22 protein-coding genes are annotated in these 21,800 nt (G+C 70.8%); 12 read left to right on the top strand and 10 right to left on the bottom strand.

The genetic code is table 11. From position 1 onward, the window contains the following. Window positions 1-15: 15 nt before the first annotated feature. Window positions 16-1,359: an amidohydrolase family protein gene (locus tag MNQ95_RS10780; RefSeq protein ID WP_241952869.1), complete on the top strand. Its 1,344-nt coding sequence runs from the start codon at window positions 16-18 to the stop codon at window positions 1,357-1,359. A gap of 10 nt (window positions 1,360-1,369) precedes the next feature. On the opposite strand, the gene MNQ95_RS10775 is transcribed toward MNQ95_RS10780, so the two are convergent. Continuing rightward, window positions 1,370-2,644 carry a dicarboxylate/amino acid:cation symporter gene (locus tag MNQ95_RS10775; RefSeq protein WP_241952868.1) on the bottom strand — a complete coding sequence of 425 codons (1,275 nt, stop codon included), beginning with the start codon at window positions 2,642-2,644 and terminating at the stop codon, window positions 1,370-1,372. A 217-nt stretch (window positions 2,645-2,861) separates the two neighbouring features. On the opposite strand from MNQ95_RS10775, the gene MNQ95_RS10770 reads away from it, so the two are divergent. Next, a complete protein-coding gene (locus tag MNQ95_RS10770) occupies window positions 2,862-4,547 on the top strand; it encodes an alkaline phosphatase family protein (protein WP_241952867.1) in 1,686 nt (561 codons plus the stop codon). A 341-nt stretch (window positions 4,548-4,888) separates the two neighbouring features. On the opposite strand, the gene MNQ95_RS10765 is transcribed toward MNQ95_RS10770, so the two are convergent. Next, window positions 4,889-5,344 carry a CopD family protein gene (locus MNQ95_RS10765; protein ID WP_162410257.1) on the bottom strand — a complete coding sequence of 152 codons (456 nt, stop codon included), beginning with the start codon at window positions 5,342-5,344 and terminating at the stop codon, window positions 4,889-4,891. A gap of 112 nt (window positions 5,345-5,456) precedes the next feature. On the opposite strand from MNQ95_RS10765, the gene MNQ95_RS10760 reads away from it, so the two are divergent. Further along, on the top strand, window positions 5,457-6,047 hold the full coding sequence (locus MNQ95_RS10760; protein ID WP_162410227.1) for a class I SAM-dependent DNA methyltransferase: 591 nt from the start codon (window positions 5,457-5,459) through the stop codon (window positions 6,045-6,047). A gap of 23 nt (window positions 6,048-6,070) precedes the next feature. On the opposite strand, the gene MNQ95_RS10755 is transcribed toward MNQ95_RS10760, so the two are convergent. The 3 genes from MNQ95_RS10755 to pdxH form a co-directional block, all read right to left on the bottom strand. Further along, a complete protein-coding gene (locus MNQ95_RS10755) occupies window positions 6,071-6,463 on the bottom strand; it encodes a DUF4124 domain-containing protein (protein WP_162410228.1) in 393 nt (130 codons plus the stop codon). Window positions 6,464-6,756: 293 nt separating this feature from the next. Further along, on the bottom strand, window positions 6,757-7,554 hold the full coding sequence (locus MNQ95_RS10750; protein ID WP_241952866.1) for a cobalamin-binding protein: 798 nt from the start codon (window positions 7,552-7,554) through the stop codon (window positions 6,757-6,759). Window positions 7,555-7,684: 130 nt separating this feature from the next. After that, window positions 7,685-8,287, bottom strand: a complete 603-nt coding sequence (pdxH, locus tag MNQ95_RS10745; protein WP_162410230.1) for a pyridoxamine 5'-phosphate oxidase — start codon at window positions 8,285-8,287, stop codon at window positions 7,685-7,687. Window positions 8,288-8,328: 41 nt separating this feature from the next. Here pdxH and MNQ95_RS10740 point away from each other — a divergent pair, with 41 nt between their 5' ends. Further along, complete coding sequence (locus MNQ95_RS10740) at window positions 8,329-9,141, top strand: kinase (RefSeq protein ID WP_162410231.1); 813 nt, start codon at window positions 8,329-8,331, stop codon at window positions 9,139-9,141. Between the two features lie 4 nt (window positions 9,142-9,145). Here the strand turns inward: MNQ95_RS10740 and MNQ95_RS10735 are convergent, their stop codons facing one another. Next, window positions 9,146-9,598 (bottom strand): hypothetical protein, encoded by a 453-nt coding sequence (locus MNQ95_RS10735; protein WP_162410232.1) that lies wholly within the window; start codon window positions 9,596-9,598, stop codon window positions 9,146-9,148. Between the two features lie 136 nt (window positions 9,599-9,734). Next, window positions 9,735-9,938, bottom strand: a complete 204-nt coding sequence (locus MNQ95_RS10730; RefSeq protein WP_162410233.1) for a dodecin family protein — start codon at window positions 9,936-9,938, stop codon at window positions 9,735-9,737. Between the two features lie 175 nt (window positions 9,939-10,113). Between MNQ95_RS10730 and MNQ95_RS10725 the strand changes: the two genes are divergently transcribed. From MNQ95_RS10725 to hemE, 4 genes are all read left to right on the top strand, one after another. Further along, window positions 10,114-10,656: a shikimate kinase gene (locus tag MNQ95_RS10725; RefSeq protein WP_162410234.1), complete on the top strand. Its 543-nt coding sequence runs from the start codon at window positions 10,114-10,116 to the stop codon at window positions 10,654-10,656. Further along, window positions 10,653-11,759, top strand: a complete 1,107-nt coding sequence (gene aroB / locus MNQ95_RS10720) for a 3-dehydroquinate synthase (RefSeq protein ID WP_241952865.1) — start codon at window positions 10,653-10,655, stop codon at window positions 11,757-11,759. The genes MNQ95_RS10725 and aroB overlap by 4 nt, the downstream gene beginning before the upstream one ends. 161 nt (window positions 11,760-11,920) lie before the next feature. Beyond that, a complete protein-coding gene (locus MNQ95_RS10715) occupies window positions 11,921-12,175 on the top strand; it encodes a WGR domain-containing protein (protein WP_162410236.1) in 255 nt (84 codons plus the stop codon). A 59-nt stretch (window positions 12,176-12,234) separates the two neighbouring features. Next, the gene (gene hemE, locus MNQ95_RS10710; RefSeq protein ID WP_241952864.1) at window positions 12,235-13,308 is read left to right on the top strand and encodes a uroporphyrinogen decarboxylase; all 1,074 of its coding nucleotides are present in this window, start codon (window positions 12,235-12,237) and stop codon (window positions 13,306-13,308) included. An 8-nt stretch (window positions 13,309-13,316) separates the two neighbouring features. Here the strand turns inward: hemE and MNQ95_RS10705 are convergent, their stop codons facing one another. Next, complete coding sequence (locus MNQ95_RS10705; protein ID WP_241952863.1) at window positions 13,317-14,324, bottom strand: hypothetical protein; 1,008 nt, start codon at window positions 14,322-14,324, stop codon at window positions 13,317-13,319. Further along, window positions 14,321-17,857: a hybrid sensor histidine kinase/response regulator gene (locus tag MNQ95_RS10700; protein WP_241952862.1), complete on the bottom strand. Its 3,537-nt coding sequence runs from the start codon at window positions 17,855-17,857 to the stop codon at window positions 14,321-14,323. The genes MNQ95_RS10705 and MNQ95_RS10700 overlap by 4 nt, the downstream gene beginning before the upstream one ends. Window positions 17,858-17,957: 100 nt before the next feature. Between MNQ95_RS10700 and MNQ95_RS10695 the strand changes: the two genes are divergently transcribed. From MNQ95_RS10695 to MNQ95_RS10685, 3 genes are read left to right on the top strand one after another with little or no spacing between them, the layout of a single operon-like run. Beyond that, window positions 17,958-18,740 (top strand): YceI family protein, encoded by a 783-nt coding sequence (locus MNQ95_RS10695; protein WP_241952861.1) that lies wholly within the window; start codon window positions 17,958-17,960, stop codon window positions 18,738-18,740. After that, a complete protein-coding gene (locus tag MNQ95_RS10690; protein WP_162408252.1) occupies window positions 18,737-19,318 on the top strand; it encodes a cytochrome b in 582 nt (193 codons plus the stop codon). Before MNQ95_RS10695 ends, MNQ95_RS10690 begins: the two co-directional genes overlap by 4 nt. Further along, on the top strand, window positions 19,315-19,881 hold the full coding sequence (locus tag MNQ95_RS10685) for a YceI family protein (protein ID WP_162408253.1): 567 nt from the start codon (window positions 19,315-19,317) through the stop codon (window positions 19,879-19,881). The genes MNQ95_RS10690 and MNQ95_RS10685 overlap by 4 nt, the downstream gene beginning before the upstream one ends. A gap of 126 nt (window positions 19,882-20,007) precedes the next feature. Here the strand turns inward: MNQ95_RS10685 and MNQ95_RS10680 are convergent, their stop codons facing one another. Next, window positions 20,008-20,235 carry a glutaredoxin family protein gene (locus MNQ95_RS10680; RefSeq protein ID WP_162408254.1) on the bottom strand — a complete coding sequence of 76 codons (228 nt, stop codon included), beginning with the start codon at window positions 20,233-20,235 and terminating at the stop codon, window positions 20,008-20,010. A 132-nt stretch (window positions 20,236-20,367) separates the two neighbouring features. Between MNQ95_RS10680 and MNQ95_RS10675 the strand changes: the two genes are divergently transcribed. Next, window positions 20,368-21,750, top strand: a complete 1,383-nt coding sequence (locus MNQ95_RS10675) for an L-serine ammonia-lyase (RefSeq protein ID WP_241952860.1) — start codon at window positions 20,368-20,370, stop codon at window positions 21,748-21,750. Window positions 21,751-21,800: the final 50 nt, after the last annotated feature.

Genomic DNA, 21,800 nt, shown 5'->3' with positions numbered 1-21,800 from the left:
CGACCGGATCGTGCGATGCGCCGTGGCGTCCTGTGCTGTTGCCTGCTGCTGTCCCCGGTTGCGATCGCCGGGGAGGCGCCCCGCACCCTTTACCGCAACGCGGTGCTGATCGATGGAACCGGTGCCCCGGCACGGCCGGGGACCAGCATCCTGGTCGAGGGCGAACGCATCGCCGCGGTGATGCCCGACGCGCAGGCACGCACCGCCGGTGCGACGGTCGTGGACCTGCGCGGCCGGTATGTCGTCCCCGGCCTGATCGATACCCACGTCCACCTGGCCACGCCACCGGATGCGGCCGAGGCGAAGAAGAACCTGCGACGCCAGCTCTACTCCGGCGTGACCGCCGTGCGCAGCATGGCCGACGACGTGCGCTCGGTCGGCGAGCTCTCGCGGCAGGCGCTGGTCGGCGAGATTCCGTCGCCCGACATCCACTACGCCGCCTTGATGGCCGGACCGGGCTTCTTCAAAGATCCGCGCACCATCGCGGTGACGCGCGGCAGGACGCCCGGGCAGACGCCGTGGATGCAGGCCATCGACGAGCGCACCGACCTGGTCCTGGCCGTGGCGATGGCGCGCGGCACCTCGGCCGACGGGATCAAGCTCTACGCCGACATGCCCGGTCCGCTGCTGGCGAAGATCACCACCGAAGCGCACCGCCAGGGCATCCCGGTGTGGGCGCATGCGGCGGTATTCCCGGCGATGCCCGCCGACGACGTCGCCGCCGGCGTGGACGTGATCTCGCACAGCTGCCCGCTCGCCTACGAGGCCTCGCCGCACAAGCCGGCCAGTTACCACGAGCGCACGCCGGTCGACGAGTCCGCGTTCAAGGACGGCGCTATGCCGGCGTCCATCACCGGCCTGTTCGCGTCGATGGCCGCGCGCGGGACCATCCTGGACGCGACCAACCTGGTGTACGTGCGCCATGTCGCGGAGTACGCGCGCGACAAGCAGGGCGCGCCGCCACGCTGCTCGGCCGGGCTGACCCTGCGCCTGACCGCGCAGGCCTTCCAGCAGGGCGTGGCCATTTCCAGCGGCACCGACGGCGACAATCCCGACGAGGCGCCGTTCCCTTCGCTGCACGACGAACTGGACCTGCTCGCCGGCCCGGTCGGGATGCCGCCAATGGAAGTGCTCCGCGCCGCGACTGCGACGGCGGCGCGCGCGCTGGGCCAGGAAAAGGCCATGGGCACGATCGAGCCGGGCAAGCTGGCCAACCTGGTCGTGCTCTCGGAAGATCCTCTCACCGACATCGATCACCTGCGCAGCGTGACCGAGACGGTGAAGCGCGGCGTGCGCTATCCGCGCAGCGCCTTCCACGCCGTGACGGAGAAGAAGGCCGGCGCGAGCGGTCGCGACTGAGGCCGCCGGCTCAGTCGCCGACGCCCTCGTGTTCGAGGCCGACGTTGCTGGAGGCACGATCGTAGATGTCGCGATCCAGCAGGCCGGTTTCCTTGGCCACCAGCACCGGCACCAGCATCTGTCCGGTGACGTTGGTCATCGTCCGCATCATGTCGAGCACGCGGTCGATCGCCACCAGCAGGCCGATGCCTTCCAGCGGCAGGCCGGCGGCGCTGAGCACCAGGGTCACCATCACGATCGCCGTGCCCGGCACGCCGGCCGTGCCGAAGCTGCCCAGCACCGACGCGAGCAGGATCACGAAGTACTGGTTCACCGACAGGTCCAGGCCGAAGTACTGGGCCACGAACACGCTGGTCAGCGCCGGGTAGATCGCGCCGCAACCATCCATCTTGATGCTCGCGCCCAGCGGCACGGCGAACGCGGCGTAATCCCTGTCCACGCCCAGGTTGTGGGTGACGCTGCGCATCGCCACCGGCATCGAGGCGAAGCTCGAGGAACTGACGAACGCCACCTGCATGCCGGGCGCGGCGCCGCGGAAGAACTTCAGTGGATTGAGCCCGTGCGCCAGCAGCAGGCTTCCATAGACGAAGACGATGTGCAGCGCGCAGGCCAGGTACAGGGCGAACACGAAGTTGCCCAGCGGCAGCAGCTTCTCGAAGCCGTAACTGCCGACCAGGCCGGCGATCAGACCGAAGGTGCCCAGCGGCGTGGTCTCCAGTACGAAACGGGTGACCTGGATCATGGTCTCGCTGGCTTCGCCGGCCAGCGCGCGCAGCCGCGCGGCGCGCTCGCCGAGCTTGACCAGGGCGAAGCCGACCAGGCCGGCGAAGAAGATCACCTGCAGGATCTTGCCCTCGGCCAGCGCCTTGAACGGATTGGCCGGGACCACGTCCAGCAGCACCTGCACCGGCGTGGGCACCTCGCGCACGGTGTAACCGGCGGCCATCTCCAGACCGGAAAGGCCATGGCCCGGCTTCAGCACCAGGCCCACCACCAGGCCCACGCATACCGCCAGCGCGGCGGTGGCGGCGAACCAGAGGAAGGTGCGCCCGCCCAGCGCGGCCACCGACTTCTGCCCGTGCAGGGAGGCGACGGCATTGATCACCGCGAACAGCACCAGCGGCACCGCGATCATCCGGATCAGGGTCACGTAGATCGTGCCCAGCGGCCCGAACCAGGTCTGCGCCGCGGGTCCCATCAGCCAGCCGGCGAGCGCGCCGAGGACGAAGCCGGCCAGCACGCGCTGCCAGAACGGGATGGCCAGCCAGGCCGAAACCAGTTTCATCGGAAGTCCGCACCATCGGCGCATGGATCGAACCGGCACGATAGCCCACCGGTACCAGCGGTGGCGATGACGGCAGTGGAACGCCGACATGTCATCGGCATGACATTGCCACGGCGGCATAATGCGCCACCCTCCACTGCGCCACCGGCGCCGTGCCCTGGCGCCGCGCAGCGGCTTGCCATGGCGGCACGGCCCGAGCGCCCATCCCGGACCCGTGATGCAGCGTTCCAAGCCTGTCCTGCCCCTCGCCGCCTTCTGCGCCACCCTGCTCTGCGCCTGCGCTTCGCCGGACGTCTCGGGCAGCCGCACCACGCCTGTCGCAGTGAACGTGCCGGCGACGGTCCATCCGGGCGGTGAAACGGCCGACTGGTGGTACCGCAGCGGCGCGGCGCGCGCGGCGGGCAACGGCGCCATGTCGGGCAAGGCGAAGAACGTGATCGTGTTCCTGGGCGACGGCATGAGCCTGACCACGGTGGCCGCCGCGCGCATCCTCGAAGGCCAGCGCAGGGGCCAGCCGGGCGAGGAGAACCAGCTGAGCTGGGAGCGCTTCCCGAATACCGCCCTTAGCAAGACCTACAACACCGACTCGCAGACCCCCGATTCGGCCGGCACGATGACCGCGATCAGCACCGGCGTGAAAACCCACATGGGCGCGATCGGTGTCTCCGCCGGGCATCGCGACGACTGCGCCGGCAGCCTGCGCAAGCATCGCCTCACCTGGCTGCAGCTGGCCGACAGCGCCGGCATGGCGACCGGGATCGTCTCCACCGCGCGGCTGACGCACGCAACGCCGGCGGCGACTTGGGCGCATTCGCCGAACCGCGACTGGGAGAACGACACCGACCTGCCGCCGGAGGCGCTCGCGCAGGGCTGCACCGACATCGCCCGGCAGATGGTGGGCACGCCTTACGGCCGCGGCCCGCGCGTGCTGCTGGGCGGCGGCCGTGGCGAGTTCACCCCGGTCGGCCAGCGCGATCCGGAGTACGACGACAAGGTCGGCCAGCGCCTGGATGGGCGCGACCTTGTCGCCGACTGGAAGAGCGCGCATCCGCAGGGTCGCTATGTCTGGAACCGCGAGCAGCTGCGAGCCGCGGCCGGCGCCCCGGCCCTGCTGGGCCTGTTCGAGCCCGACCACATGCAGTTCGACCACGACCGCGACCGCAGCGCCGAACCCTCGCTTGCGGAAATGACCGCGGCCGCGATCGAGCACCTGTCGCAGGATCCCAATGGCTTCGTGCTGATGGTCGAGGGCGCCCGTATCGACCACGCCAACCACTACGGCAACGCCTTCCGCGCGCTGGACGAAACCATCGCCCTGTCGGAAGCGGTGCGCACCGCGGTGGAGATGACATCGGCGCGGGACACGCTGGTCCTGGTCACCGCCGACCATTCGCACACGCTCAACTTCGTCGGTTATCCGGTGCGCGGCAATCCCATCCTGGGCAAGGTGCGCGGCCGCGGCGGCGAGGACGATGCGCCCGGCGACTACGCCCGCGACGCCACCGGCCTGACCTTCACCACGCTGACCTACGCCAATGGCCCGGGCAACACCGGCGAAAGCAACCGCCAGCCGGCCGGCCCGAAGCGGTTCCTGCATTCGCCGAGCACGTTCGCGCCTGTGGAAGGCCGTCCTGACCTGTCGCAGGTCGATACGGCCGCACCCGACTACCTGCAGGAAGCGCTGGTGCCGCTGAAATCCGAATCGCACGGCGGCGAGGACGTGGGCATCTGGGCACGCGGCCCCGGCAGCGAAGCGGTCCGCGGCACGGTCGAGCAGAACACGCTCTACCACTTCATCGTGCAGGCGACGCCGCGCCTGCGGGAACGCCTCTGCCAGGCCGGCACCTGCGACGACAATGGCGTGCCGGTGGAGTTGCCGCAGCCGTCGGATTTCATGCGGTAGGGCAGCGCAGGCGGCGGCGCAGTTACCACGCCCAAGCTATAGCGGTCATGTCCGCCCCTGCGTGGGTCGGATACGCGCCGCGTAACCCGTCGTGCCGGACCACGGCTCTTGCAGTAGCGGACTCCAGGCCGCAACACCGACGACGACTGCACAGGCGACGCCCCCGTGCTTCTGGCGCCCTCGGTGTCGCGGTCATGCCCGCTCCTACAGGGGAGCGGGTGTATCCGGTTCTTGCGGAACCCGGGTCCAATCGAAGACACCACGGCCCCGGCGCGAGCGACATGTTGCTGCCCAGACACCGGTGTTTACGCGGAAACGGTCCCGCTCGCTTGCAGCGCCGCTCAGAACGGCTTGGCCAGCACCAGCCAGACCACGATGAGCAGCGCCAGCACCGGCAGCTCGTTGAACAGGCGCAGCGCGCGCGACGACGGCAGCGCACGTCCGTTCTCCAGGCCCTTCAGCCAGCGGCCGCCCATGATGTAGTGCGCCAGCATCAGCGCGACCAGCAGCAGCTTGGCGTGCAGCCAGCCCGCCGGCGAACCGACCATCGTCGGAAATCCATCGACCACCCGGTGGCCCAGCCACAGCACCAGCCCCAGCAGCGCGGCCAGGCCGAACATGTGGTGACCGAAGCGGTACAGCCGACGCCCCATGAGCAGCAGGCGCACACGCACCTCGGGCTGCTCGCCGGCTTCGGCCAGGTTGACCAGGATCCGCGGCAGGTAGAACACGCCACCCATCCAGGCGATCACGAACAGCAGGTGGAAGGATTTCACCCAGAGATACGTTGCGTACATGCGCGACAGGCCTGCGGCTAGGATGTGCGGATTCTCGGCGATCGACCGCGCACTGTCGAACCACCGGGATGCACGCACGGTGCTTCCATCCACTTTCCCTGTCCTGCGACCGATGACCAAGACCTACGACCGCCGCTACTTCGACCACTGGTACCGCGGCCAGGATCTGCACGATCCCAAGCGGCTGGCGCGCACCGTCGCCCTGGCGGTGGCCACGGCCGAGTACTACCTCGAGCGCCCGGTGCGCAGCGTGCTCGACATCGGCTGCGGCGAAGGCGCCTGGCGCGCGCCCTTGCTGAAGCTGCGGCCGACGCTGCGCTACCTGGGCTTCGACGGCAGCGAATATGCGATCGCCCGGCATGGCGCGCGGCGCAACCTGCACCTGGCCCGCTTCGGGGATTTCGCCTGGCTGCGCCCGTGCGCGCCGGTGGACCTGCTGGTCTGCAGCGACGTGCTGCACTACCTGCCGGCGCGCGAACTGGCGCGCGGCCTGCCCGGACTGGCCGAGCTTTGCGGAGGCGTCGCCTACCTCGGCACGTTCACCGGTGAAGACGAATTCGAGGGCGATACCGACGGCTTCCAGCCGCGCGCGGCCGCCTGGTACCGGCGGCGCCTGCGGGCGCAGGGCTTCACGCCGGTGGGATCGCAATGCTGGCTCGGGCCGGGCATGGCGGATGCACCCTCGGCGCTGGAGCGCGGCTGACCGCCGGCGCCCGTCGACGAGTCCTAGCCGCAGGCGTTGCGCACGTCCTGGTCGAGGCTGTTGCGCAGCGCGGGGCTGACGGCGGCACCGGCAGCGCCCAGCGCGGCCGTACGCTGCGCCTTGGCACCGTCGCAGGCGGAATTCGCGGCGTTCGTGGTGTAACGGACCTGCACGCGGCGCTGCCCCGGCCCGGCCGGCACGGCAACGGCCTGCATGGAGCTCGACAGCGGTGCCGAGCCGAGCGGCGCGGAACCGGACGAAGGGGCAACATGGCTACGGGTCGCGGAAGCCTCGCCCTCGGCGCAGGGCGTGGACTGGTAGCTGTTGCTGCCGTCCTCGGCCGTGCACTTGTAGACGGGTTGGGCCTGGGCAGCGCCGGCCACGAACAGAAGCACCCACAGGCCGCAATTTTTCATGGAACGTTCCGCGCTGGAAGAGCGTGAAAGCCTAGCATCCACCTACGCACACAATCGGGACCTTCCACACGTTTCAGCGCGCGCAATGGTGAAGTGCCTGCCGATTCTCGATGCGTGACCATGGGCTGGGCACGACCGCCGCCGGTCCGGCCGCCGGCGCTCGACCCGCCGTTCCCAGCCTCGCCGGATCACCGATGCACACGCCGGACCTGGACCCGGCGCGCATCCACATGCGTCGTTCGAGGGAGTCGCGAGGAGGCGCTGGTGCAACGCAGGCAGCCCGACACCGCGCCTCACTCACCGCGACGCATGGCCCAGCGCCGTATCACCGCGGCCATCGCCGTGACCCCATCGGTCAGCGCCGCGGGGCCCGGCTGCAGGATCAGCGGCGATTTGATCTCGTGCAGCTCGCCATCGCGCACCGCCGGGATCGCGCTCCAGCCCGGACGCGCGGCAACCTGTTCCGGCCGGAATTTCTTGCCGCACCACGAGCCGAAGATGATGTCCGGCGCGCGCTCCACCACCGGGTCGCCACTGGCAAGGATCCGCCCCCGTGCGAGCGGCTGGGCGGAAAGCTCCGGAAACACGTCCTCGCCGCCGGCGATCCGCACCAGCTCCGCCACCCACTGGATGCCGGTGATGATCGGTTCGTCCCATTCCTCGAAGTACACCCTCGGCCGCACCGGCAGCGTGGCGGCCTGTGCCTCGATTTCGTCCAGGCCGCGCCTGAGCCCATCGGCATAGGCGTTGGCGCGCTCGCCCGCGCCGACCAGCGCGCCGAGCCGGCGCACGTAGTCGAGGATGCCGTCCACGCTGCGGTGGTTGGCGACCCAGACCTCCACCCCGCGTCGCACCAGTTCGGCGGCGATGTCGGCCTGGATGTCGGAGAAACCGATCGCAAGCTCCGGCCGCAGGGCGAGGATCGCCTCGATCTTCGCGCTGGTGAATGCACTGACCTTGGGCTTCTCGCGCCGCGCCTGTGGCGGCCGCACCGTGAAGCCGCTGATGCCGACGATCCGATCCTGCTCGCCGAGCGCGTACAGCGTTTCGGTCGGCTCCTCGGTGAGGCAGACGATCCGCCGCGGCCCCATCAGGCGATCGCCTTGTACGGGCAGGCGGCGCGCCCGGCCGCTCGCAGGCTGCGTACCTCGTGTGCGGCTGGATTGCCCGGGGTCGCAAACCGCGCCGCGGCTGGCAGCGCGCGCATGCCGGTGTCGCCGGTCACGGATACAGCATCCGCTTCGCCCAGGCGCCCGCTGCATCGCGTTCATAACACCAGCGCTCGTGGAGGCGGAAGCCGGCGCCATACCAGAACTCGAACGACTCCGGCTCCACGCGGAATCCGCTCCAGCCCGGCGGACGCGGTACGTCGCGACCGTCGAACTCCGCTTCGACCGCCGCCAGGCGCGCCTCGAACGCTTCGCGCGAAGGCAGCGTCGTCGACTGCCTGGACGCCCACGCACCCAGCTGGCTCATCCGCGGCCGGCTGGCGAAGTAGGCGTCTGCTTCGGCGTCGTCGACCAGGGCCACGCCACCGGCAATCCGTGCCTGCACCCCCGCCTCGCGCAGGTGGCGCCAGTGGAACAGCAAAGCCGCGTGCGGGTTGGCGCGCAGGTCGCGGCCCTTGGGACTGTCCAGGTGGGTGTAGAACGCGAAGCCGCGCGCATCGAATGCCTTCAGCAGCACCGTCCGCGCGGAAGGCCGTCCATCCGCGCCGGCGGTGGCCACGGTCATCGCATTGGGATCGGTCATGCCGCTGGCTGCGGCCTCGTCGAGCAGCCGGCCGAAGGTCGCGAGCGCCTCGGTGTACAGCGGGTCGGTCATGGTGGCTCCACACGCGCATCGGGGACCCGTATTGTGGCCCCATGCCGATGCAGGCGCACGCAGGTTTCCCGGAGTCACTGGTGCACGAAGCACTGGTGGCCAGTGCCGCCTGCGCGGGCACCGGCATGCGCGTGCTCGGCATCAGCGGGCTGCAGGGCAGCGGCAAGAGCACGCTGGCCGCCCAGGTCGTAGCCGCCGCCCACGCGGCGGGAATGTCGGCGGCGACCGCCTCGCTGGATGATTTCTATCTCACGGCCGCCAATCGCCAGGTGCTCGCGCGCGAAGTGCATCCGCTGCTCGCCACACGTGGCCCGCCCGGTACGCACGACGTAGCGCTGGCCTTGCGGACCCTCGATGCGCTTGGCGACGGCGACGTTGTTCCGCTGCCGCGCTTCGACAAGCTCGGTGACGACCGGATGCCCGCATCGCGCTGGCCGGTCCCCACGCGTCCACTCGACCTCCTGGTGCTGGAGGGCTGGTGCCTTTCGGTATCCGCGGAGGCCGACGACGCACTGCGCGTGCCGCTCAATGCCCTCGAGCGCGACGAAGACCCCGATGGCACCTGGCGCCGCTGGTGCAACACCGCGCTTGGCCGTGATTACCCGGCGCTGTGGCAGCGCATCGACACGCTCTGGTTCCTGCAGCCTCCGGACTTCGAGGCCGTATACGCCTGGCGCCTGCAGCAGGAGCGGGCGCTGCAGGCCGCCGAGCCCGGACGCGCCGGCATGGACGTGCCAAGCCTGGCGCGCTTCATCCAGCACTACGAGCGGGTGAGCCGGCAGGCGCTGCGGACCCTGCCCGCACGGGCCGACAGGGTGATCGCGCTCGGTGGCGGCCGCGAGGTGCTTGCCTGAGTGCTCAGCCCCCGGTGCACTTCGCGTAGGGCGATCCCTTGAGCCAGGGCTGATAGCGCGGCGGCATCGGCGGTCCACCGGGGAAACCCAGGTCATGCCCCGTGACCGTCAGCGACCCGGGACCGGTGTCGTTGACCAGGACGAGCAGGGGATTGGGGCCCGCATCGGTCCAGTACGGGAAGAAGGCGCCCGCGTCCCCCTGGTAGTCCGGCCCGAAGAACGTGATCGCATGTTCCAGCGTCGGCGCGCGCTCGACCCTGCCCTGGCCCTGGTCCAGCGAAAAGCCAGCCGCGTCGATCACCACCTGCGGATACTTCGCGCAATCGCCCTTCGGCCCGTAGCGGCCGAACAGCGACTCGAAGCCCTTCATGTCGCTCAGCGATACCGCGCCGGCTGCACCGCTGGCGGCGATCGAAACGATGCCAGCCAGCGCCAGGCGCCCGATCCAGATCTGCATGACGACCTCCCGGTGAGTGTGGTGCCCGCATCCGCGCAGTCCGCGGATCGCGCCCTCGCACGCGACGCCATCCGCACCTGATCCGGACAACGGCGCACCGTCGCGGAAGCGGCCAGCGGGCCGCGGCCCTCGGCGGCTACTGGACGATGAAGGTGACTTTCAGGTTGACCCGCCACTCCACGACGTTGCCCTCGCCATCGGTCTCCACCTTGGTTTCGTTGATCCAGGCGCCCTGGATGCCCTGCACGGTCTCGGCGACCTTCTTCAACCCGCTCCTGACCGCATCCTCGATGCTGGTCTTGGACGAGGCGCTGACTTCGATGACCTTGGCGATCGACATGGCGACACTCCTGCTGGGGGCGCCTGCGCGCCGGGAGCCAGAGTCTGTTGCCACGCGTGTTAACCCCGCGGCATGACCCGGCGGCCCTCGCCACATCCGGCGCATCGATACGCGCGCGCTCGGTTGCAGCGGTGACCGTCGTCCGCTTCCGGAGCCGGTGCTAGCATCCCTGCCCATGAATCCCGCACCCAACCTCGTGCTGGTCGGCCCGATGGGCGCCGGCAAGACCTCGATCGGACGGCGCCTTGCCGAGCGCTTCGGCCTGCAGTTCGTGGACGCCGACCACCACATCGAACAGCGCACCGGCGCGACCATCACCGCGATCTTCGAGCACGTGGGCGAGTCGGGCTTCCGCGAGCGCGAGCGCTGCGCGCTGTCCGAACTGCTGGCCGGCGAGGGGCAGCTCGTCGCCACCGGCGGCGGCGCGGTCCTGGATGCGGAGAACCGCCGCCTCATGCGCGAACGCGGCTTCGTCGTCTACCTGTCGGCCGGGCTGGAGGCGCAGATGAAGCGACTGGCGCGCGACCGTACCCGCCCGTTGCTGCAGCGGGCCGATCGCGACCAGGTGCTGCGCGACCTGGCCCTGGCACGCGAACCGCTTTACCGCGAGGTTGCCGACCTGTCCATGGATACCGACGGCCTGACCGCAACCGATGCCGCCACGCGCCTGGCCCTGCAGCTGGCCAGCCGCTGGAACTTCGGCGGTGTCGCGGCATGAGCGCGACGCGCACGGTCGCAGTGGGCGGCGACACTCCCTACTCCATCGACATCGGACCCGGACTGCTCGGCGACGGCGCGCGCCTGGCCTCGCACGCACGGGGCCGCCACGTGTTGCTGCTGAGCGACAGCCACGTCGCGCCGCTGTACGCGGGCACGGTCGAGGCCGCGCTGCGCGCCGCGCGACCGGACCTGCACATCGCCCTGCACGTGATCCCCGCCGGCGAGGCGCACAAGACCCTGGCCAGCTTCGGCGGGGTGATCGACGCGCTGGCCGCGCTGGGCGCCACCCGCGACGCCACCGTGTATGCGCTCGGGGGCGGCGTGGTCGGCGACCTGGCCGGTTTCGCCGCGGCGTGCTGGATGCGCGGCGTGGACTGCGTGCAACTGCCCACCACCCTGCTGTCGATGGTCGATTCGTCGGTCGGCGGCAAGACCGCGGTCGACATCCCGCAGGGCAAGAACCTGGTCGGCGCCTTCCATCCGCCGCGCGCGGTGTTCGCCGACACCGCCGCGCTGCGCACCCTGCCGCCGCGCGAACTGCGGGCCGGCCTGGCGGAAGTGATCAAGTACGGGGCGATCCGCGACCCGCTGTTCTTCCAGTGGCTGGAGGCCGAGCGCGAGGCCCTGCTGGCCGGCGACGACCGGGTGCTGGCGGAGGCGATCGCGCGCAGCTGCGAACACAAGGCCGGGATCGTCGAGCGCGACCCGCTGGAAAAGGGCGAACGCGCCCTGCTCAACCTCGGCCATACCTTCGGCCACGCGATCGAGGCCGAACAGGGGTACGCCGGCAGCGATCGCGACGCACTCAACCACGGCGAAGCGGTGGCGGTAGGGATGGTCCTGGCCGCGCGCCTGTCGGTCCGGCTGGGGATGGCAGCAGCAACCGACACCGAGCGGTTGCGCAGCCTGCTGGTCGCGTGCGGGCTGCCGACCACCGTGCCGGCCGGCCTGGAACCGGCCGCGCTGCTGGCGCGCATGCGCCTGGACAAGAAGAACCTGGCCGGCCGCCTGCGCCTGGTCCTGTGGCGTGGCCTGGGGCGCGCCGAGGTGGTGCCGGACGTGGACGAGGCCCGCGTGCTGGAGATCCTTGGCGAGGGCTGAGCCCCGCCTGCGCTCCCCGTGCTGGAAACCACGCGCGCATCCCGGGTCGCACCAGGCCCCATCGCGGCCCATGGCCGGTCCAGGCCGCCAGCCCTGGCGGAAGCGGCGCGGAACCCGGCCAGACGGCGGCCCCCGGCGATGGCGCCGGCTACAATTGCGCCATGCGCATCTTCCTGCAGCAGCACCCGGCCCCGGGTGAAGCCCCCCGCTACCTGCAGCTGACCCTGCAGCCGGACCTGTTCGGCGGCTGGGAGCTGCTGCGCGAGAGCGGCCAGATCGGCGGCCGCGCGCAGCTGCGCCGCGAGCAGTACCTGCTCCAGGCCGAAGCCACCGCCGCCTTCGAGAAGGCCCGCGACAGCCAGCTCAAGCGCGGCTTCCAGCTCATGTTCGTCAGCGGCGCCGAGGCGCCGAAATAGGCAGCCCACTGCGGCCGCGATCCTCGACCCCAGCCTCCCCTCCCCGCCACAGGTTCCCCGTGTCCGATACCCTCGCCAATGACCGCCTGCTGCGCGCCCTGCGCCGGCAGCCCGTAGACCGCACTCCCGTCTGGCTGATGCGCCAGGCCGGCCGCTACCTGCCCGAGTACCGCGCCAGCCGCGCTGCCGCCGGCAGCTTCCTGGCGATGGCCAAGAATCCCGAGCTGGCCTGCGAAGTGACCCTGCAGCCGCTGCGCCGCTTCCCGCTGGACGCGGCCATCCTGTTCTCCGACATCCTCACCGTGCCCGACGCGATGGGCCTGGGCCTGTACTTCGTCGAGGGCGAAGGTCCCAAGTTCGAGCGCCCGGTGCGCAACGAAGAGGACGTCGCCCGCCTGGCCGTGCCGGACATGGAGACCGAGCTGCGCTACGTGATGGATGCCATCCGCGTGATCCGCCGCGAGCTGGGTGGCCAAGTGCCGCTGATCGGCTTCTCGGGCAGCCCGTGGACCCTGGCCTGCTACATGGTCGAGGGCGGCGGCAGCGACAACTATTCGAAGATCAAGGCGATGGCCTTCAACCGGCCCGAGCTTCTGCACCGGATGCTGGGCGTGGTCACCGACGCGGTGATCGCCTACCTGTCGGCGCAGCGCGCGGCCGGCGCGCAGGCGCTGCAGGTGTTCGACACCTGGGGCGGCGTGCTGTCGCCGTCGCTGTACCGCGAGTTCTCGCTGCCGTACCTGGAGCGCATCGCGCGCGAGCTGCAACGCGGCGAAGGCGACGCGCGCACGCCGCTGATCCTGTTCGGCAAGGGCAACGCCCCGCACCTGGAAGCGCTGGCCGCCACCGGCACCGACGCGGTCGGCGTCGACTGGCTGGTCGACCTGTCCGAAGCCGCGCGCCGCACAGGCGGCCGCGTCGCGCTGCAGGGCAACCTGGATCCGGCCACCCTGTACGGCAGCCCGCAGGCGATCGCGCGCGAAGCCGCGCGCGTGCTCGACGACTACGCCGCCGGCAATGGCGGATCGCGCGAGGGCCACGTGTTCAACCTCGGCCACGGCATGTCGCCGGACATGGATCCCGAGCACGTCGCCGCGCTGGTCGAGGCGGTGCACGCGCACAGCGCGCGCTGAGGGCGCGCTCATCCCGTCCCGGATTGCGGTGGCTGCGGCCGCCCGATCCGGGGGCCGCGCGAGGGTCCTTCGACGGCGTTCGGTGCGCGGTACTCGATCCGCATCTCGCGCATCGAGGGCGGCACCTCCGGCTCTATGGCCTCCGGCGCCACGCAACCGGGATACAGCGTGCCCGTCAGCTCCTTCGCGAGCGCCTGCGCGCGCGCGGCCTCGCCGCGCGCGACCAGCACGCGATCGTCGACCACCACCGCGGCGACGTCCCGCCCCGGGTCGCGGTAACTGGCCCGCACCCGGTCGTGGCCGGAAGCGGGCAAGGCGTCGACGATATCGGTACGGGCCGCCAACCAGCACCTTCCGGTGTTGACGATGCGCAACTGCGCGGCCACCACCTGCATGAATCGCACCAGCTCGTCCTCGATCGGGGACGACAGCGGCGCGCTGGCGCGGGCCTTGACCAGGTACAGGTCGTGCGCGAACAGCAGCATCGCCGACGCCACGCGTTCGTCCGGATAGGCGAGGCCCAGCTTCCAGGCCTGCTGCATGCCTGCCGCGGGCGCGGCGGCGTCCACGCCATGGCCCTCCACGCCGCCGCGGGCCAATTCGATGGGCTCGAGCATGCCCAGCGCCACCTCGCGTCCGGCCTGCCGGGCGGCATCGGCAATGCCGTCGCGCTCGCTACCCGCGACCAGCGCCAGGCTCTGCACGCTTTGCAGGCCGGCGGGATAGAAATAGAGGTCGATCCAGCGCTGCTTGCCGTTGTCGATGTAGCGCACCGACACGCCCAGGCGCTGTTCGGGATAACGATGCTCGGACTCGGCGACCCAGCTGCCGACCTGCAGCGGATAGAGCACGCGGCTCTCGGCGAGCACCCCGCCAAGGAACTCGACCTGCGAAGGCGTCTCCACAACAGTCAGCTGCGTGTCCTGCGACTGCGCCGCTGCGGCGACAGGCCCCAGGGCCAGGCCGGCGCCGGCCAGCATCCCCGCCAGGCGCCAGCACAGGCCGCCGCGCGTCATGTCCCGGGAGCATCCGGCAGCAGCGACTCGATCGCCGCGGCCAGCATCTCGCCGGTGACCGGCTTGCGCAGGAAGCCGTCGAATCCGGCCGCGCGCGCCTGCTGCTCGGCGTCTCCGTCGGCGCGCGCGGTCACCGCCAGCAACGGCGGTGCGAATCCCTGCAGGCGCAGCTGGCGGGCCAGCGCCAGGCCATCCATGCCCGGCAGGTCCAGGTCGAGCAAGGCCATGTCGAAGCGCGCCACCGACACGTCGGCCAGCGCGGCCAGTCCGTGCGGCGCGTGCGCGACCCGATGGCCCTGCGCGCGCAGCAGGCTGGCGATCACCTCGGCCACGGTCGGGTCGTCCTCGACCAGCAGCAGGTCCAGGTGCCGCGATGCGGCGGCGGCGTGTCGCGATGCCGGCGCCGGCGGCGATACCGCGGCCAGCGGCAGCTGCACGCTGAACGCCGTGCCCTGCCCTGGCGTGCTGTCGACACTGATCCGCCCGCCCATGGCCACCGCCAGCTCCTGGCAGATCGCCAGGCCCAGGCCGCTGCCGCCGTAGCGGGCGGTCGTGCGCGCGCCATCGGCCTGCTCGAAGCGCCGGAACAGGCGCTGGCGCTGTTCGTCGTTGAGGCCCGGACCGGTATCGCGCACCACGAAACCGACCCCGCCGTCCACGCCCGGCGACACATCCAGCGCGACTTCGCCACGATCGGTGAACTTGACCGCGTTGCCGAGCAGGTTGAGCAGGATCTGGCGCACGCGCATCGGATCGCCGCGCAGGCCACGCGGCGCGTCCTCGGCCACGTGGACGTGGAACGCCAGGCCGCGCTGCTCGGCGCTGGGCGCCATCAGCGCGGCGATCTCGGCGACCAGCGCGTGCAGGTCGAAATCCTGCATGTCCAGCTCGAGCTTTCCGGCCTCGATCCGGGCCAGGTCCAGCGCATCGTTGACCAGCCGCATGAGGTGTTCGCCGGCCCGGCGGATGGATTCGATGTAGCTGCGCTGGCGTGGATCCAGCGGCGTGGCCAGCAGCAGTTCGCTCATGCCCAGCACGCCGGTCATCGGCGTGCGCACCTCGTGGCCCAGGGTCGCCAGGAAACGGCTCTTGGCCAGCGAGGCCTGCTCGGCCAGCTCGCGCTTGTGCACGTCCAGCTGCCACTGGTTGCGGCGGCTCAGGCGGCGGCGGTACAGCCAGCCGATCGAAAGCAGCAGCACGATGCCGAGCGCACCGAGCCCGGCGATGCCCCAGGGACTGCGCCACCACGGCGGCGGCACGCGGAAGGAGATCTCCCGGGCCTGCGACCAGGGCTGGCCGGGACCTGCCGCCGCCTGGACCCGCAACCGGTAGTTGCCGGCGGGCAATTGCGAGAAGACCCGCTCGCCGCGACCCTGCACGCCGATCCAGTCCTGGTCGAAGCCATCGAGGTGGAAGCGGTAGCGGTTGGACTCCGGATCGTCGAAAGCCATCAGCCGGGTGACCACCTGCAGGTCATGGTCGTCCGGCAGCAGTTCGAAACCGCCGGTGGCCGGCAACTCGACCAGCTCTTCGCCGCGACGCACGCGCACCGCCTCCACGACCAGCTGCGGTGGCGGACGCACCGGATCGGGCATGTCCGTATCGAGCAGCAACAGCGAGCCATCGCCGGCGCTGGCCACCAGCACGCCAGAGGCATCCAGTGCCAGCGCGCGCTCGGTGAACTCCTGGCTGGTCAGGCCCTCGCGCACGCCGAATCGGCGCACCGTCGGCACCCCGTCGGCGGCACGCGGGTCGACGCGGAACAGGCCGCGGCGCGTGGCCAACCAGGCCCGATGCATGCGGTCCACGACCAGCCCGGTCGCTTCGGTGGCGGGGATGCCTTCACCGATGCCCAGGTGCAGGCGCCGCTGCCAGGCGTCCTGCTCGCGATCCCACGCCTCGAGGCCGGTCAGCCTTTGCAGCCACACCCGGTCGGGACCGTCGAAGGCGAAGGCGAGCACCGGCTGCGAATCCATCCCCGGCAAGGGAAGAAAGGAGCGGGCCGCCGCATCCCATCGCCGCAAGCCGGCTTCTGCGGCGACCCAGGGCGCGTCGTCCGGCCCGAGCTGGACCATCGACAGGTCGGCCATGGCCAAGCCGGGCGTACCGACCGGCAGCGATTCCTGGACGCGTCCACTCCGCAGGTCGCGGCGCTGCAGGCCACCGCCGGTAGCGGCCAGCCAGATGCTGGCATCGCGCGCGGGAAGCAGCCATTGGATGGCCTTGCCCGGCGTGGTGTCGGCGGAGCCGTCGTTGAGCCATTGCACGACCTCCCCCGTGCCGGGATCCATCCGCACCAGGCCGTTGCCCTGGTCGAGCCAGAGCCGGCCGCCTCGATCCTCGAGAATGGCATTGCGCCGCATGTGCGCGAGTTGCGACGACAGCGGCTGCGTCTCGCCCGTTCTCGTGTCCAGCCATTCGATGCTGCCGGTGCTGCCGGCGAGCCAGACGCCACCCCGCGCGGCCGGCGCGACACCGCGATACAGGCCTCCCGCGAGCCCATGGGTTTCGTCCAGCACCGCCATGCGCCGCCAGTCAGAGCGCAGGTAGCCCAGTCCGCGCGACGGCAGCGTCACCCACAACGCGCCGTCGGGCTGGCGCAGCAACGCCTGCACCTGGCTGTTGACGCCCAGCGCCTTGGCCTCGTGGGTGACCGCCACCGGGGCATTGCCGCCGCGGACGCGCCAAAGGCCATTGGTCGCGGCGATCCAGTAGCCGCCTTCGCCGTCGTCGCTCATCGCGGTAACGGTCTGCTTGCCGGTGAACGCCCCGGCCCAGGCCGGCGTGCGCCAACGGCCGTCGTCGCCGAGGCGGAACAGTCCGCGCGTCGTGCCGATCCAGGTCGACCCCCCTTCGCGCCACAGCGAAACCACGGTCGGCGAGGGAAACTCGCCCGGCAGCGGCAGGCGATGCACCTGCTTGTCGGCGCAGCGCACCAGGCCCTGCATCGTGCCGACCAGGATCCCCTCGCGGTCGTCGAACGCCAGCGCCATGATTGCCCGGTCCAGCACGGCGTTGACCGCCGGATCGGAAGAACGCAGCCGCTTGACCTGGTCCTGCGCGTCTATGCGATAGAGGCCGCCGCCATAGGTTCCGAACCATATTTCGTCGCCGCGGCCGGCTACGGCGAAGACTTCCTCGCTCTCCATCTGCGGGAACTGCGCCTTGCGGAAGTGGCGGAAGCCCTTGCGATCGGCATCCATCACGCTCAGGCCGCCACCTTCGCTCGCGACCCAGATGCGGTTGCGCGCATCCACGTACAGCACCTGCAGCACGTTGCCCGGCAGCGACGTCGGATCCTCAGGATCGTGCCGCCAGACGCGGAAGCCGACGCCGTCATAGCGTGCCAGCCCATCCCACGTGGCCGCCCAGAGGAAGTCGTCCTGGTCGCGCGCCAGCGCCGGCACTGTCGTGGCCGGCAGGCCGTCGGCCGGACCGAGCACGCGGAAACGTGGAATCTCGGGCACGGCGGCGGCGGCGGTCGTGGCGACCACCAGCAACAGGCACAGCACGCACCCACGCCACATCGGCATTCCGGTTCCCGTTCCCACCCCGTTTCCCCGTGCGGATCGTCGCAACGCATCGTTGCAGGCGCAAGCCGCGCGCGTGGCGATGCCGGCCTAGAATGCCGCCATGTCCGCCGATTCAACCTCCCTGCCCCCCATACGCCGCGGTCCGGCCGCGCGGGCGGCGCGCCTGCTGCTGGCCTGGTTGACGCTGGTCCCCGCCCTGGCCGGTGCCGCCCAGGCCCGCTACGAACTGGACCCGGTCCACACGCGGGTGCTGTTCGCGATTTCGCATGCAGGCTTCTCGCAGGCGCTGGGCACGCTCTCGGGCAGCACCGGCACGCTCGAGTTCGACCCAGACGACTGGAGCCAGGCGCGACTGGACGTGAACGTGCCGCTGCAACGCCTGGACCTGGGCGATGACGGCTGGAATCGCGCCGCGCTCGCCCGCAACCTGCTCGACGCCCAACGCTGGCCGGAAGCGCGATTCGTCTCCACCCGCGTCGAATCGCTCGCCCCTGACCGTTTCATCGTCCATGGCGAACTGACCCTGCGCGGCGTAACCCGCGAGGTTCCGCTGCAGGTCACCTTCAACGCACTCAAGCGGCATCCGCTGCCGCCGTTCCGCCGCACCGCCGGCTTCTCCGCCACCGCCACGCTCAGCCGCCAGGCGTTCGGCATGGATGCCTGGCCGTCGGTGATCGGCGACCAGGTCGAACTGCGGATCGAAGCCGAGGCGTTGCGCAGCACGCGCGCAGGCGATGGCAAGGCGACGACCGATGACGATGGCATCGCGCCAGCGCCCGGGGCCGACGCGGACACCCCGCCGCCGGCCAGCGACGATCCCGCCGACAGCCCCGCGCCTCCCCCCGACTCCCCGCCCGAGCCCCAGGACCCCACCCCGCCATGACCCTGAAGAACAGCGCCGACCGCTGGGGTGGCATCAGCCAGTTGCTGCACTGGAGCATCGCCGTGCTGATCCTGTCGATCGGCGCGATCGGCCTGGTGATGGGCGAACTGCCGCGTTCGCCGAAATTCTTCTGGGTCTACACCGTGCACAAGTCGCTGGGCCTGACCGTGCTGGCGCTGGTGCTGGCCCGGATCGGCTGGCGCCTGTATGCCGGTGCGCCGCAGCCGGTCGCGGGCACGCCGCGCTGGCAGTCGAAACTGGCGTCGCTCACGCACGGCGCGATCTACATGCTGATCCTGGCGATGCCGCTTTCGGGCTGGCTCTACGACTCGGCCAGCGGGCTGAGGCCACTGCGCTGGTTCGGCCTGGCCGAAGTGCCCAAGCTCAGCCGGCCCAACGAGGGGCTCGCCGGTGCGATGCACGAAACCCACGAACTGCTGTTCTGGGTGCTGCTCGCGCTGGTCATCGGCCATGCAGGCGCAGCGCTGTACCACCACTTCGTCCAGCGCGACGCGACCCTGGCGCGGATGCTGCCCCGCCGCTGGATCGATGCCCCCCCACCCAAGGAATCCGAATGACCATCAAGCTCACCTCGCCGGCGGCTGTCGCCACCGCGCTGGCCGCGATGCTGGGCGCCGCCCCGGCTGCAGCCGCCGACTACGTGCAGGCGCCCGGCTCGACCCTGGCCTTCGCCAGTCGCTATGACGGCGAACTTTTCACCGGGCGCTTCTCCAGCTTCGACACCAGGCTCAGCTTCGACCCGGCCAAGCCGGAAACGGGCACGCTGGACGTGACCATCGGCCTGGCCAGCGCGGTCACCGGCAATGCCGATCGCGATTCGACGCTGAAGACCTCGGACTTCTTCGACGCCGGCCGCATCGCGCAGGCGAAATACAGCGCCAGCGGCTTCCGCAAGCTGCCCGATGGACGCTACGCCGCGGACGGCACGCTCGAACTGCGCGGCGTGCGCAAGCCGGTAACCCTGACCTTCAGCTGGAGCGGCGGAGCGCAGCCGGTGCTGGAAGGCAAGGCGGTGGTGAAGCGCCTGGATTTCGGCGTCGGCGGCGGCGACTGGGCCGACACCGCGACCATCCCGGACGAAGTGAACATCAGCACCAAGGTGGCGTTCAAGCCGCGCTGAGCGGCAGCCGCACGCGGGTCCATGCGCGGCGGCGGCGCGCTCGATCCAGCGAGGGAAGCGACGATGCGAAGGCGGCGTCGCAGCCCTCGGCCACACACCCGCGGGCGCGAGGCAGCCCACCCACGTTCACCCCAGCCACCGGCGCAAGCCTTCAGCGTCGAACGGCCAATCCAGTTCGGCGCCGGTCGTCACATCGCGCAGTACCGGCACCCGGTGCCCGTAGCGCGCCTCCAGCGCCTCGTCGCCGTCGATGAATACGCTCTCCGGCTCGTCCAGCCGTGCCTGGGCCAACACGCCCAGCGCCATGTCGCAGAGGTGGCAGTCGTCGCGCTGGTAGAGGAGGTAGGGCGGCATGCAGCTTCCTGGTTCGGGGCGATGCGGGGGGCGCCACGGTAGCCCAGCCGGTATCGCCCCGCATCCCATCATGCCGGTTGCAGGTGCAACCAATACAATGGCCGTCCTTCCGGTTTCCGTACTCCCGCCCCTATGGCCGTCAGCACCTTCGACCTGTTCAAGATCGGCATCGGGCCGAGTTCCTCGCACACGGTCGGTCCGATGCGCGCCGCCGCGCGCTTCGTCCAGCGCTGGCTGGCCGAACCCGGCCACCTGGACCAGGTCGCGCGCATCCGCTCCGAGGTGTTCGGCTCGCTGGCCCTGACCGGTCGCGGCCACGGCACCGACAAGGCTTTGCTGCTGGGACTGGAGGGTTACCTCCCGAACAGCATCGACCCGGACATCATCCCGGCCACGCTGGACAGGATCCGCGCCGACAAGTCGCTGCGCCTGCCCGGTGGGCGCGTCATCGGGTTCGAGGAAAAAGGCGACCTGGTGATGAACAAGCGGCAGAAGCTGCCGTTCCACACCAACGGCATGCGCTTCACCGCCTACGACGCCAGTGGCGCGGAGATCGCGACCCGCGATTACTACTCCGTCGGCGGCGGCTTCGTGGTCAACCAGGACGAAGCAGCCGAAGACCGCATCGTCGCCGACGACACCGTGCTGCCGCATCCGTTTTCCAGCGGTGACCAGCTGCTGCAGCGTTGCCGCGAGACCGGCCTGCCGATCGCCCGGCTGATGTTCGAGAACGAACTGGCCTGGCGCAGCGAAGCGGAAGTCCGCGACGGACTGCGCGAGCTCTGGGAGGCGATGCAGGCCTGCGTGGCCCGCGGCATGCGCTCGGACGGCACCCTGCCCGGCGGCCTGCACGTGGTCCGGCGGGCGCCCGCGCTGTATCGCGAACTGTCGTCCAAACCCGAAGCGGCGATGCGCGATCCGCTGACCACGCTGGACTGGGTGAACCTGTACGCGCTGGCCGTGAACGAGGAGAACGCCGCCGGCGGCCGCGTGGTCACCGCGCCGACCAACGGCGCAGCCGGGATCATCCCGTCGGTGCTGCACTACTACGACCGCTTCTGCCCGGGCGCCACCGAGCAGGGCGTGTTCGACTTCCTGCTCACCGCCGCGGCCATCGGCATCCTCTACAAGGAGAACGCCTCGATCTCCGGCGCCGAAGTCGGCTGCCAGGGCGAAGTCGGCGTGGCCTGCTCGATGGCCGCCGCCGGCCTGGCCGCCGCGCTGGGCGGCAATCCCGGCCAGGTCGAGAACGCGGCCGAGATCGGCATGGAGCACAACCTGGGGCTGACCTGCGATCCGATCGGCGGGCTGGTCCAGATCCCCTGCATCGAGCGCAACGCGATGGGCGCGGTCAAGGCGATCAACGCCGTGCGCATGGCCATGCGCGGTGACGGACAGCACAAGGTCAGCCTGGACAAGGTCATCAAGACCATGCGCGACACCGGCCGGGACATGCAGGACAAGTACAAGGAAACCAGCCGCGGCGGCCTGGCGGTCAACGTCATCGAATGCTGAATAGGGGAAGTTTCAGATTTCGGCGTCCGGGCCGCTAGTGCAGCTCAAGG

The organism is Pseudoxanthomonas daejeonensis (genome assembly GCF_022637495.1).
In the GTDB taxonomy this organism is placed as follows: domain Bacteria; phylum Pseudomonadota; class Gammaproteobacteria; order Xanthomonadales; family Xanthomonadaceae; genus Pseudoxanthomonas; species Pseudoxanthomonas daejeonensis.
Note: the sequence above shows the minus strand (reverse complement) of the source record. Positions and strands in the feature narration are given on the sequence as shown.

What these genes read in the sequence shown, in the direction of transcription:
- MNQ95_RS10780 (WP_241952869.1), top strand. Translation starts at nt 16, where the DNA reads ATGCGCCGTGGCGTCCTGTGCTGTTGCCTGCTGCTGTCCCCGGTTGCG.
- MNQ95_RS10680 (WP_162408254.1), bottom strand. Translation starts at nt 20,235, where the DNA reads ATGCCGCCCTACCTCCTCTACCAGCGCGACGACTGCCACCTCTGCGAC.
- MNQ95_RS10730 (WP_162410233.1), bottom strand. Translation starts at nt 9,938, where the DNA reads ATGTCGATCGCCAAGGTCATCGAAGTCAGCGCCTCGTCCAAGACCAGC.
- MNQ95_RS10775 (WP_241952868.1), bottom strand. Translation starts at nt 2,644, where the DNA reads ATGAAACTGGTTTCGGCCTGGCTGGCCATCCCGTTCTGGCAGCGCGTG.
- MNQ95_RS10700 (WP_241952862.1), bottom strand. Translation starts at nt 17,857, where the DNA reads ATGCCGATGTGGCGTGGGTGCGTGCTGTGCCTGTTGCTGGTGGTCGCC.
- MNQ95_RS10735 (WP_162410232.1), bottom strand. Translation starts at nt 9,598, where the DNA reads ATGCAGATCTGGATCGGGCGCCTGGCGCTGGCTGGCATCGTTTCGATC.
- MNQ95_RS10755 (WP_162410228.1), bottom strand. Translation starts at nt 6,463, where the DNA reads ATGAAAAATTGCGGCCTGTGGGTGCTTCTGTTCGTGGCCGGCGCTGCC.
- MNQ95_RS10685 (WP_162408253.1), top strand. Translation starts at nt 19,315, where the DNA reads ATGACCATCAAGCTCACCTCGCCGGCGGCTGTCGCCACCGCGCTGGCC.
- MNQ95_RS10750 (WP_241952866.1), bottom strand. Translation starts at nt 7,554, where the DNA reads ATGGGGCCGCGGCGGATCGTCTGCCTCACCGAGGAGCCGACCGAAACG.
- MNQ95_RS10705 (WP_241952863.1), bottom strand. Translation starts at nt 14,324, where the DNA reads ATGACGCGCGGCGGCCTGTGCTGGCGCCTGGCGGGGATGCTGGCCGGC.
- MNQ95_RS10740 (WP_162410231.1), top strand. Translation starts at nt 8,329, where the DNA reads ATGCCGATGCAGGCGCACGCAGGTTTCCCGGAGTCACTGGTGCACGAA.
- MNQ95_RS10770 (WP_241952867.1), top strand. Translation starts at nt 2,862, where the DNA reads ATGCAGCGTTCCAAGCCTGTCCTGCCCCTCGCCGCCTTCTGCGCCACC.
- MNQ95_RS10675 (WP_241952860.1), top strand. Translation starts at nt 20,368, where the DNA reads ATGGCCGTCAGCACCTTCGACCTGTTCAAGATCGGCATCGGGCCGAGT.
- MNQ95_RS10760 (WP_162410227.1), top strand. Translation starts at nt 5,457, where the DNA reads ATGACCAAGACCTACGACCGCCGCTACTTCGACCACTGGTACCGCGGC.
- MNQ95_RS10715 (WP_162410236.1), top strand. Translation starts at nt 11,921, where the DNA reads ATGCGCATCTTCCTGCAGCAGCACCCGGCCCCGGGTGAAGCCCCCCGC.
- MNQ95_RS10725 (WP_162410234.1), top strand. Translation starts at nt 10,114, where the DNA reads ATGAATCCCGCACCCAACCTCGTGCTGGTCGGCCCGATGGGCGCCGGC.
- MNQ95_RS10695 (WP_241952861.1), top strand. Translation starts at nt 17,958, where the DNA reads ATGTCCGCCGATTCAACCTCCCTGCCCCCCATACGCCGCGGTCCGGCC.
- MNQ95_RS10765 (WP_162410257.1), bottom strand. Translation starts at nt 5,344, where the DNA reads ATGTACGCAACGTATCTCTGGGTGAAATCCTTCCACCTGCTGTTCGTG.
- pdxH (WP_162410230.1), bottom strand. Translation starts at nt 8,287, where the DNA reads ATGACCGACCCGCTGTACACCGAGGCGCTCGCGACCTTCGGCCGGCTG.
- aroB (WP_241952865.1), top strand. Translation starts at nt 10,653, where the DNA reads ATGAGCGCGACGCGCACGGTCGCAGTGGGCGGCGACACTCCCTACTCC.
- MNQ95_RS10690 (WP_162408252.1), top strand. Translation starts at nt 18,737, where the DNA reads ATGACCCTGAAGAACAGCGCCGACCGCTGGGGTGGCATCAGCCAGTTG.